The following is an 11,882-nucleotide window of genomic DNA, read 5'->3' as shown; positions in this document are numbered from 1 at the left end:
ATTTGACATAAGGAGAGCGGTTCCGCTGGTGTAAAACCTGCGGAATCGCTTTTTTTGAAAAAATCCCTTGACAAATCTTACTTAATAACATATAATTCCTACTAAGTTAATAGGAATATAAAACATGAAATCACAATATAAGGAGGAATCAGTTATGGCAAAGAAGATTTATAAAGGTGTACAGGAATTAATCGGCGGAACTCCGCTTCTGGAAGTGACCAACATTGAAAAGGAAGAGGGATTAAAAGCAACCGTTCTGGTGAAGCTGGAATACCTGAATCCTGCAGGAAGCGTAAAGGACAGAATTGCAAAAAATATGATAGAAGATGCGGAAGCCAAAGGGCTTTTGAAGCCGGGGGCAACCATTATTGAACCGACTTCCGGAAACACGGGGATTGGTCTGGCCTCTCTTGCAGCATCCAAAGGCTATAAGCTGATTCTTACCATGCCGGAAACCATGAGTGTGGAGAGAAGAAATATTCTCAAAGCATACGGAGCAGAGATTGTACTGACAGAAGGAACCAAAGGCATGACAGGCGCTATTGCCAAAGCAAAGGAATTAAATCAGGAAATTCAGGGCAGCTTCCTCACAGGGCAGTTTGATAATCCGGCAAATCCGGCAGCGCACATTGCCACTACAGGACCGGAAATCTGGAATGACACAGAGGGAGAAGTGGATATTTTCGTAGCAGGTGTGGGAACCGGCGGAACCGTAACAGGTGTAGGTGAATATCTGAAAGAAAAGAAACCGGAAGTGAAGATCGTGGCTGTAGAGCCGTCTGATTCACCGGTGCTTTCCAAAGGAACCCCAGGTCCTCACAAAATTCAGGGAATCGGTGCGGGATTCGTACCTCAGGTATTAAATACAAAGATTTACGATGAAGTGATAACCGCCACTGCGGAAGATTCTTTTGCAGCAGCAAAATTCTTTGCACACAAGGAAGGAATTCTGGTAGGTATTTCCTCCGGAGCTGCTCTGCACACAGCTATTGAGCTGGCAAAGCGTCCGGAAAATGAAGGAAAAACCATTGTGGCACTTCTGCCGGACAGCGGAGACAGATATTACTCCACCCCGCTGTTTGAATCTTAAATCTTATTTAGATAGAGAATAAAAGTGCGTCATAAGTAGGATAAGGCAGGTTTTCATCCGGGATTTTGGCTTCCACGGCGTCTGCGGTCTGACGGAGTTTGTCCATGGACACCAGGAGCGTGCTGCGGCAGTAGTCCGCGGCCTTCTGCATGGAAGCAAAACCGGAGACAGTCTGAATTTCCTTATCCAGAGCTTTCACACCGGAGGAAATGCTTTCATAAGCAGAAGTCAGTTTGCCAACCAGTGCGGCGGCTTCTGCAGTGGAAGCTTCCGGTATAAAGTTTTTCACAGCCATAGCCTTGTCTGCCTCCTGGGCTGCATAGTCGGAAAGGGCAGGCAGGAAATCTTTGGTCAGCATTTCTTTTAAAGTTTTCGCTTCGATTTCTACTGTTTTCACATAGTTTTCCAACAGAATTTCATATCTGGAGAAAATTTCTTCCCGGGTAAAGATTTTGTGTTCTGTAAAGAGCCGGATATTTTTTTCTTCAATAAAGGCAGGGAGGCAGTCCGGTGTGGAAACCAGATTGTAAAGTCCCCGTTTTTTCGCTTCTTCCACCCATTCTTCGGTATAGCCGTTTCCGTTGAAAATAACTTTTTTGTGCTTTTTGATGGCGCGTTTAATCAGTTCATGTACGGCATGCTCCATATCTTCCGGAGCCGTGCCTTTTAATTCTTCATAAAACTGAGCCAGGGCTTCTGCCACAGCAGTGTTCAGTACAATATTCGGCGTGGATACAGAGGCAGAGGAACCCAGCATGCGGAACTCAAATTTGTTGCCTGTAAATGCAAAAGGTGAGGTACGGTTCCGGTCTGTGGTATCCTTGAAAAAGTGAGGCAGTACATGAGCGCCTGTTTCCAGAGCCACTCTCTGCTGTTTACCGAAATAAGTATCTTCTTCAATGGATTTTAAGACAGCGGTCAGTTCATCTCCAAGAAAGATGGATACAATGGCAGGCGGCGCTTCGTTGCCGCCCAGGCGGTGGTCGTTTCCGGCGCTGGCGGCAGATACACGCATCATATCTGCATACTCGTCTACGGCTTTGATTACGGCCATGAGGAACACAAGGAACTGGATGTTCTGCGCAGGAGTTTTGCCCGGCTCTAAAAGATTGTCTCCCTGGTTGGTAGTCAGGGACCAGTTGTTGTGCTTGCCGCTGCCGTTAATGCCTTCAAAGGGCTTTTCGTGGAGCAGACATACCATATTGTGTCTGTCCGCTGTATTTTTCATGACTTCCATGGTAAGCTGATTGTAGTCCACAGCTACGTTGGCTGTGGAGAAGATGGGCGCCAGTTCGTGCTGGGCCGGAGCAACTTCGTTGTGCTTGGTTTTGGCCGGAATGCCCAGCTTCCACAGTTCTTCGTCTAAATCATGCATATAAGCGGCAACTCTGGGCTTTAAGGAACCGAAGTAATGGTCTTCCAGTTCCTGTCCCCGGGGAGCCGGTGCGCCTATCAGGGTTCTGCCGCAGAACTGCAGATCACGTCTTTGGCGGTACAAATCCTTATCTACCAGAAAGTATTCCTGTTCCGGTCCGATGGTGGTGGAAACACTGGTGACATCGGTGTTTCCCAGTGTGTGAAGAATCTTCACCGCTTCCCGGCTGAGTGCTTCCATAGAGCGCAGAAGAGGTGTTTTCTTATCCAGGGCTTCTCCGCCGTAGGAACAGAAAGCTGTGGGGATGTATAGAGTTCCATCCTTAATAAATGCAGGAGAGGTAGGGTCCCATGCGGTATAGCCTCTGGCCTCAAAGGTGGCGCGAAGTCCGCCGGAAGGAAAGCTGGAGGCATCCGGTTCTCCTTTTACCAGTTCCTTGCCGGAAAAGTCCATAATGACTTCCCCGTCTCCGGAAGGGGTGATAAAGCTGTCATGTTTTTCGGCTGTGAATCCGGTCATGGGTTGAAACCAGTGCGTGTAATGGGTAGCGCCCTGTTCCACAGCCCATTCCTTCATGGCAACCGCTACGGCATTTGCCACGTCCAGCTCCAGATGGGTTCCGTTTTCAATGGTTTTTCTCAGCGCCTTGTAAACATCCTTGGGAAGTTTGTTCCTCATAACCTTGTCATTAAATACCAGGCTTCCGTATAAAGAGGGAATATCTTTCTTCATAGTGGTGTCTCCTTTCATTTTGCATAAAACAGAAAAAGACGCCTTGGAAGTTATCCAAAGCGCCTTTGCTTTATGTTCTGTAGTATACTCAAAAAAATCGGCTTGTCAATACATTTTTTGAAAAAAATGGAAAGAGCCTGTATAGATGACGGCAGCAGGGTCATACTGAAAAGAGAGTGGGAAATACATCAAAAAGGCAGGTTCTGCATAGGTTAAAATAATAACAGAACGTCTGCAAAAAGGCTCTGGAAAAGGAGATTTGGATTATGGAAGAAATAAAAATCCGCCTGACGACGGCTGAAGAAGTGAGAGAATTTGTAAGGGCTGCCAGAAAATGTGAGTTTGACGTGGATATTTCTTATGGAAGGGCTGTGGTGGACGGAAAATCCATTATGGGAATTTTTGCCCTGGGACTGGAACATTTGCTGACTGTAAACTGCCACGGGGAGAACCCGGAATTTCGACAGAGCATAGGGAAATTTGCGCAGGAAGCATAAGGAGGCAAAATTTGGTTATATTTTTTAAAATTCGGGGATTTACAAATCGGGAAAAATCGTTTATAGTAGACAGCAAGTGAAAAATGAGTATGACAAAGGCGTCAGAATTTCTTTTAATACGGGGATTCTGACGCTTTTTTATTTTTTCAGCAAAGAAATAAGAAAGGAGAACGGAGGAAAACACCATGGTAAAGTATGTATTTGTAACAGGAGGCGTTGTTTCAGGGCTTGGAAAAGGCATTACAGCGGCCTCTCTGGGGAGACTGTTGAAAGCGAGAGGGTATCAGGTCACTATGCAGAAATTTGACCCTTACATTAATATAGACCCGGGTACCATGAACCCCATACAGCACGGGGAAGTGTTTGTGACAGATGACGGGACGGAAACGGACTTGGACCTGGGACATTACGAACGGTTTATTGATGAAAGTCTGGATAAAAATTCCAATGTAACGACAGGGAAGATTTACTGGTCCGTTCTCCAGAAGGAACGGCACGGAGATTACGGCGGAAGAACCGTTCAGGTGATTCCTCATATTACCAATGAGATTAAAAGCCGGTTTTACAGAGGGAAACTGCCCGAAGAAAACCGTATCGCCATTATCGAGGTAGGAGGTACGGCCGGGGATATAGAAAGCCAGCCGTTTTTGGAAGCCATCCGTCAGTTTCAGCATGATGTGGGAAAGGAAAATGCAGTACTCATTCATGTGACGCTGATTCCGTATCTGAAAGCGTCGGGGGAACTGAAGACCAAGCCTACCCAGGCAAGCGTAAAGGAGCTTCAGGGTATGGGGCTGCAGCCGGACATTCTGGTGTGCCGTTCTGAATACCCTCTGTCTGAGGAACTAAAGGACAAGATTGCTCTGTTCTGCAACGTACCCTCCCATCATGTACTGCAGAATCTGGATGTGGAATATCTCTATGAAGCGCCTTTGGCCATGGAGAAAGAACATCTGGCCCAGGCCGTTTGTGAGTGTCTGAAGCTGCCCTGTGAAAAACCGGATTTGGAGGAATGGAAAGCCATGGTGGAGGCTTTGAAGCACCCGGTCTCAGAAACGGAGATTGCCATTGTAGGAAAATACATTCAGCTTCATGATGCGTATTTAAGTGTGGTAGAAGCTTTAAAGCACGGCGGCATTGCCGGCCATGTAAGCGTGAAGCTGCGCTGGGTGGATTCCGAGGATATTGAAAAGCAGGGCTGTGAAGGGCTTCTTTCAGGAGTACATGGAATTCTCATACCGGGAGGTTTTGGCACCAGAGGTACGGAAGGGAAAATTCAGGCCGTGCAGTTTGCCAGAGAGAACAAAATTCCATTCCTTGGTATCTGTCTGGGCATGCAGATGGCTATCGTGGAATTTGCCAGAGATGTGCTGGGGTATCGGGATGCCAACAGTGCGGAACTGAACCCGGACACCATGTATCCGGTGATAGATCTGATGCCGGAGCAAAACGGTGTGGAAAATCTGGGAGGAACCCTGCGGCTTGGAGCTTACCCCTGTGTGCTGAAAGAGGGCACAAAGGCGCGGCAGCTTTACGGGAAAGAAGAGATTTCCGAGCGGCACAGACACCGCTATGAGGTCAACAACGATTACCGTCTCCGTCTGGAGGAAGCAGGACTGGTGCTGTCCGGCCTGTCTCCTGACGGAAGAATTGTAGAAATGATAGAAATTGAAACACATCCCTTTTTTGTGGGAACGCAGGGGCACCCGGAACTGAAATCCAGACCAAACCGTGCTCACCCGCTGTTTCGGGGATTTGTAAAGGCAGCAGACGAATATGGAAAGCAAGGAGGAAATTAATATGAGCCGAAATCAACAGGGCTTATACAGCCCCACATTTGAACACGATAACTGCGGTATCGGCGCTGTGGTAAACAGCAAAGGTATCAAAAGCCACCAGACCGTAGAACGGGCGCTGTGCATTGTGGAAAATCTGGAACACCGCGCCGGGAAAGACGCGGAGGGCAAGACCGGAGACGGTGTGGGAATCCTTCTGCAGATTTCCCATAAATTTTTTGCAAAGGTCTGTAAGAAGCTGAACATTGCCATTGGGGGAGAACGGGAATACGGAATTGCACAGCTGTTTTTCCCACAGGATGAGATAAAGCGCAGACAGGCAAAGAAAATGTTTGAAATCATTGCCGAAAAGGAAGGCCTGGAACTGCTGGGATACCGGGAAGTCCCTGTATATCCCCAGGTACTGGGACACAAAGCGAAAGAATGTATGCCCCATATTGTGCAGGCCTTTATCAAAAAGCCGGAAGGTGTGGAGAAAGGGCTTGATTTTGACCGGAAGCTGTACATTGCCAGAAGAGTTTTTGAGCAGAGCAATGACAATACTTATGTGGTTTCCATGTCCAGCCGGACCATTGTCTACAAGGGTATGTTTCTGGTAGGGCAGCTTAGAACTTTTTTTGCGGATTTGCAGGATAAAGATTATGAATCTGCCATTGCCATGGTACATTCCAGATTCAGCACCAATACCAATCCAAGCTGGGAGAGAGCACACCCCAACCGCTTTATGGTACATAACGGGGAAATCAATACTATACGGGGCAACGCGGACAAAATGCAGGCCAGAGAGGAAAATATGGCGTCTGCTCATCTCAAAGGGCAGCTGCACAAGGTTCTCCCTGTGGTAGACCGCAGAGGTTCTGACTCCGCCATGCTGGACAACACCCTGGAATTTCTGGTTATGAGCGGTATGGAGCTGCCTCTGGCTGTGATGATTACCATTCCGGAGCCCTGGGCCAATAATAAAACGCTGTCACAGGAAAAACGTGACTTCTACCAGTATTATGCTACGATGATGGAGCCCTGGGACGGCCCGGCCTCTATTGTATTTTCCGACGGAGATGTGATGGGAGCCGTATTGGACAGAAACGGTCTGCGTCCTTCCCGGTATTATGTGATGAAAAACGGCGACGTGATACTGGCATCGGAAGTAGGTGTGCTGAAGGTTCCGGAAGAGGACATTGTGCAGAAAGAACGTCTGCATCCGGGAAAAATGCTTCTGATTGATACGGTGAAGGGCAGAATCCTGTCTGACAACGAGGTAAAGGAACGTTATGCCAAGGCGCAGCCTTACGGAGAATGGTTGGACAGCAATCTGGTGGAATTAAAGGATTTAAAGATTCCCAATATCCGTGTGGAAGAGTATACGCCAAAGCAGAGAAAACAGCTGCAGAAAGCCTTTGGCTATACATATGAGGAGTACCGCAATTCCATCTGCAGTATGGCGTTAAACGGGGCAGAGGGCATTGCTGCCATGGGTGTGGATACCCCGCTGGCTGTGCTTTCTGAGAAGAACCGGCCTTTGTTCGATTACTTTAAACAGCTTTTTGCACAGGTCACCAATCCGCCTATTGACGCTATCCGTGAGGAAATTGTCACCAGTACCACCGTGTATGTAGGCAAGGACGGAAATCTGCTGGAGCAGGTACCGGAAAACTGTCAGGTACTGAAAATCAATAACCCGATTCTCACAAACACCGATTTGCTGAAAATCAAAAATATGAAGCAGGAAGGCTTTAAGGTGGCAGTGGTTCCTACCACTTACTATAAATCCACCAAGCTTGCGAGGGCCATGGAGCGGCTGTTTGTAGAGGTGGATAAGGTTTACAGAGAGGGCGCCAACATTGTGATTCTTTCCGACAGGGGCGTGGATGAAAACCATGTGCCCATTCCGTCGCTTCTGGCGGTTTCCGCAGTACACCAGCATCTGGTGGATACGAAAAAGCAGACCTCTCTGGCGTTGATTCTGGAATCCGGAGAGCCAAGAGAAGTGCACCACTTTGCAGCCCTTCTGGGATACGGAGCCTGTGCAGTGAATCCGTATCTGGCCCTGGATACCATTCAGGAACTGATAGATGAAAAACTGCTGGACAAAGATTACTATGCAGCAGTCAGTGATTATAATTACGCCGTGATTCACGGCATTGTAAAAATTGCGTCCAAAATGGGAATTTCTACTATCCAGTCCTATCAGGGTTCTAAGATTTTTGAGGCTATCGGTATCTCAAAGGAAGTCATTGACAAATATTTTGCCGGTACGGTGAGCCGTGTAGGCGGCATTACGCTGGACGACATAGCCCGGAACGTGGATATGCTTCATTCTCAGGCCTTTGACCCGTTGGGCAGAAGCACAGATTTGACTCTGGACAGCATGGGCAGACACAAAATGCGCAAAGACGGAGAAGAGCACCGCTACAATCCGGCTACTATTCACATGCTGCAGAAAGCCACCCGTCTGGGGGATTACGGCATGTTTAAAGAATATACAAAGATGGTAGACGCAGAGCGAAGCGGAAACCTCCGCAGTCTTATGGACTTTAGGTTTGCAGAACATCCCCTTCCTCTGGAGGAAGTGGAAAGCGTGGATGACATTGTGAAACGCTTTAAAACAGGGGCTATGTCCTATGGCTCCATTTCGCAGGAAGCACACGAAACCCTGGCCCTGGCTATGAATATGCTTCACGGCAAATCCAACACCGGTGAGGGCGGAGAAAGCGAGGAACGTCTGGATTCCGCAGGAAGTGACAGGGACCGGTGTTCTGCCATTAAGCAGGTGGCCAGCGGACGTTTCGGCGTGACCAGCCGCTATCTGGTCAGCGCCCGGGAGATTCAGATTAAGATGGCTCAGGGCGCGAAGCCGGGAGAAGGCGGACACCTGCCAGCCAGAAAGGTGTACCCGTGGGTGGCCAGAACCAGACACTCCACACCGGGAGTCAGCCTGATTTCTCCTCCGCCGCATCACGATATTTATTCTATCGAAGACTTGGCACAGCTTATCTATGATTTGAAAAATGCCAACAAATATGCCCGGATTTCCGTAAAACTGGTTTCTGAGGCAGGCGTGGGAACCGTGGCGGCAGGCGTGGCCAAGGCGGGTGCGCAGGTGATTCTGATTTCCGGCTATGACGGCGGTACGGGAGCAGCACCGGAAAGTTCCATTCACAATGCAGGACTTCCCTGGGAACTGGGACTGGCAGAAACACACCAGACATTGCAGAAAAACGGTCTGCGAAACCGGGTAATGATAGAGACGGACGGAAAGTTGATGAGCGGACGGGACGTAGCCATTGCGGCGCTTCTGGGCGCGGAAGAATTCGGATTTGCCACAGCGCCTTTGGTAACCATGGGTTGTGTCATGATGAGAGTCTGCAACCTGGATACCTGTCCGGTGGGTGTGGCTACCCAGAATCCGGAGCTTCGTAAGAGGTTTAAGGGAAAACCGGAATATGTGGTAAACTTTATGCGTTTTCTTGCAGAGGAACTGCGGGAATATATGGCAAAACTGGGTATCCGCAGCCTGGATGAAATGGTGGGAAGAAGCGACCTCTTAAAGAAGAAGGAAGAAGCGGAGAATCCCATGGCAGCTAAGGTTGATTTAAGCGCGATTCTGGAAAACCCTTATTTGGAGGACAAAGACCAGGTGATTTTCCAGCCGGATAAGGCTTATGACTTCCAGCTTGAGAAGACTCTGGATGAAAAGGTACTGCTGAAAAAGCTGGGGACGGCTCTGAAAAAGGGAGAGAAAGCCTCTGTGTCCGTGGAAGTGAGCAACACGGACAGAACCTTTGGAACGATTTTCGGTGCGGAAATCACAAGACAGCATAAAAACGGACTGCCGGAAGACACGCTGACAGTGAACTGCAAAGGTTCCGGCGGGCAGAGCTTCGGCGCCTTTATTCCAAAGGGACTGACCCTGAATCTGGAAGGAGATACCAACGACTATTACGGAAAAGGTCTTTCCGGAGGCAAACTGGTGATTTATCCACCGAAAAACAGGCATTACTGTGCAAAAGACAATATGATTGTGGGTAACGTTGCACTTTACGGCGCCACAAGTGGAAAAGTCTTTATAAACGGTGTGGCAGGCGAGCGTTTTGCCGTGCGAAATTCCGGCGCTTACGCAGTGGTGGAAGGCGTAGGAGAGCATGGCTGCGAATATATGACTGGAGGCCGGGTCGTGATTCTGGGCTCCACAGGCAAGAACTTTGCGGCCGGTATGAGCGGCGGTATTGCTTATGTGCTGGATGAGGACAACACCCTGTACAAAAATCTGAATAAGCAGATGATTTCCATTGAAAAGCTGGAGAGCAAGATAGATGTACATGAATTAAAAAGCATGCTCAAAGAACATCAGACTCTGACCGGGTCGGAGAAAGCGCAGGAGGTACTGGAGCATTTCACAGAATACCTGCCTAAATTCAAGAAAATCATTCCATATGATTACAAGAAGATGACAGCCCTGAGCATGAAACTGGAAGAGCAGGGAATGTCTACAGAACAGGCGCAGATGGAAGCGTTTACGGAAGTATTTCAGAAATAGAAACAGGAAGATGTGATTTTTTAAACGGAGGCAGAACATGGGAAAACCCACGGGATTTTTAGAATTTGACAGAAAAGAAGCGGTGCACAAAGAGCCGCTGGAGAGAATCAGAGATTTTCAGGAATTTAAGAAACCGTTGTCCCTGAAAGAGCAGCAGAAACAGGGCGCCCGCTGTATGGAGTGCGGCGTGCCCTTCTGCCAGTCCGGCATGATGATTGCTGGTATGGCATCGGGATGTCCCCTGCACAATCTGGTGCCGGAGACCAATGACCTGGTATACCGGGGCAAATGGAAACAGGCGTACGACCGTCTGGCTAAGACACACAGTTTTCCGGAATTTACCAGCCGGGTATGCCCGGCTTTGTGTGAGGCGGCCTGCACCTGTAATATAAACGGAGAACCGGTGGCTACCAAGGAAAACGAAAGGGCAATTATAGAAAAGGCCTGGGAAGAGGGCTGGGTGACACCTCAGAAGATTCCGGTGCGCACCGGGAAAAAGGTGGCTGTCATTGGCAGCGGGCCTTCCGGACTGGCGGTAGCCCAGGAATTAAACCGCAGGGGACATGAGGTTACGGTATTTGAGCGGAGGGACCGGATAGGCGGCCTTCTGCGCTACGGTATTCCCAACATGAAGCTGGATAAATCTGTCATTGACAGAAGAGTGAAGTTGATGGAAGCGGAAGGTGTGGTATTCCAGACCGGTGTGGATGTGGGAAAAGACAGGAAGGCATCTCAAATCCGGAAGGAATTTGACAGGGTGGTACTGGCCTGCGGCGCGTCCAATCCCAGAGATATTTCCGTGCCGGGGAGAGAGGCAGGCAATATCTGCTTTGCCGTAGATTTTCTTACCTCTGTGACCAAAAGCCTTCTGGATTCCAACTTTGAGGATAAGCAGTATATTTCCCCAAAGGGAAAAGATGTGCTGGTTATCGGTGGCGGTGACACGGGAAATGACTGTGTGGGAACTGCTATTCGTCTGGGGGCAAAATCTGTAACCCAGCTGGAAATGATGCCCGAACCCCCAAAAGAAAGAACTTTGCAAAATCCATGGCCGGAGTGGCCCAGGGTGCTGAAAACAGATTACGGTCAGGAGGAAGCCATTGCCGTCTTTGGAAAAGACCCCCGCATTTATCAGACCACAGTGACAGAGTTTATCAAAGATGAAAAGGGCAATGTAAAGAAGGCGAAAATCGTGAAGCTGGCGCCTGAAAAGGATGAAAAAACCGGACGGATGAACATGGTTCCCGTAGAAGGAACCGAAGAAGAGCGTCCGGCACAGCTGGTACTGATTGCCGCAGGTTTTCTGGGCAGTCAGAAATATGTCACAGATGCCTTTGGAACAGACTTAAATCCCAGAACCAATGTGCTGACAAAGCCGGAGGAATACGAAACCAGTGTACCGGGGGTATTCGTGGCAGGCGATATGCACAGAGGCCAGTCTCTGGTGGTATGGGCCATTGCAGAGGGGCGAAAGGCAGCAGAGGCTGTGGACAGGTCTTTGATGGGCAGCAGTTTTTAAGACACAAGAGAACAAGACAAGGAGGATAAATTCATGCGACTCAATCCTAAGGAACAGGAAAAATTAATGCTGCATATGGCAGGTATGCTGGCAAAAGAGAGAAAAGACAGAGGACTGAAGTTGAATTATGTGGAGGCTGTGGCTTTCCTTAGTTCAGAACTTCTGGAACTGGCAAGAGACGGAAAAGACGTGGTGGAACTTATGCGTCTCGGAAGAGAACTTTTGACAAAAGAAGACGTTATGGATGGTGTGGCAGACATGGTACATGAGGTACAGGTAGAGGCAACTTTTCCGGACGGTACCAAGCTGGTAACGGTACACGACCCGATTCAATAA

7 protein-coding genes are annotated in these 11,882 nt (G+C 48.8%); 6 read left to right on the top strand and 1 reads right to left on the bottom strand.

The window, feature by feature from the left end:
• Positions 1 to 154 precede the first annotated feature (154 nt).
• The gene (gene cysK, locus G5A70_RS09260) at positions 155 to 1,090 is read left to right on the top strand and encodes a cysteine synthase A (protein WP_173749363.1); all 936 of its coding nucleotides are present in this window, start codon (positions 155 to 157) and stop codon (positions 1,088 to 1,090) included.
• A gap of 7 nt (positions 1,091 to 1,097) precedes the next feature.
• Here the strand turns inward: cysK and G5A70_RS09255 are convergent, their stop codons facing one another.
• Positions 1,098 to 3,197, bottom strand: a complete 2,100-nt coding sequence (locus tag G5A70_RS09255; protein ID WP_173749362.1) for a glutamine synthetase III — start codon at positions 3,195 to 3,197, stop codon at positions 1,098 to 1,100.
• 266 nt (positions 3,198 to 3,463) lie between these two features.
• On the opposite strand from G5A70_RS09255, the gene G5A70_RS09250 reads away from it, so the two are divergent.
• From G5A70_RS09250 to ureA, 5 genes are all read left to right on the top strand, one after another.
• Positions 3,464 to 3,694, top strand: a complete 231-nt coding sequence (locus tag G5A70_RS09250; protein ID WP_173749361.1) for an HPr family phosphocarrier protein — start codon at positions 3,464 to 3,466, stop codon at positions 3,692 to 3,694.
• A 185-nt stretch (positions 3,695 to 3,879) separates the two neighbouring features.
• The gene (locus tag G5A70_RS09245; protein WP_173749360.1) at positions 3,880 to 5,493 is read left to right on the top strand and encodes a CTP synthase; all 1,614 of its coding nucleotides are present in this window, start codon (positions 3,880 to 3,882) and stop codon (positions 5,491 to 5,493) included.
• 1 nt (position 5,494) lies between these two features.
• The gene (gene gltB, locus G5A70_RS09240) at positions 5,495 to 10,027 is read left to right on the top strand and encodes a glutamate synthase large subunit (protein WP_173749359.1); all 4,533 of its coding nucleotides are present in this window, start codon (positions 5,495 to 5,497) and stop codon (positions 10,025 to 10,027) included.
• 37 nt (positions 10,028 to 10,064) lie between these two features.
• The gene (locus tag G5A70_RS09235; protein WP_173749358.1) at positions 10,065 to 11,546 is read left to right on the top strand and encodes a glutamate synthase subunit beta; all 1,482 of its coding nucleotides are present in this window, start codon (positions 10,065 to 10,067) and stop codon (positions 11,544 to 11,546) included.
• A gap of 33 nt (positions 11,547 to 11,579) precedes the next feature.
• Positions 11,580 to 11,882 carry an urease subunit gamma gene (ureA, locus tag G5A70_RS09230; RefSeq protein WP_173749357.1) on the top strand — a complete coding sequence of 101 codons (303 nt, stop codon included), beginning with the start codon at positions 11,580 to 11,582 and terminating at the stop codon, positions 11,880 to 11,882.

The sequence above is a fragment of the Blautia hansenii genome (genome assembly GCF_013304445.1).
Classification (GTDB): Bacteria; Bacillota; Clostridia; order Lachnospirales; family Lachnospiraceae; genus Blautia.
Note: the sequence above shows the minus strand (reverse complement) of the source record. Positions and strands in the feature narration are given on the sequence as shown.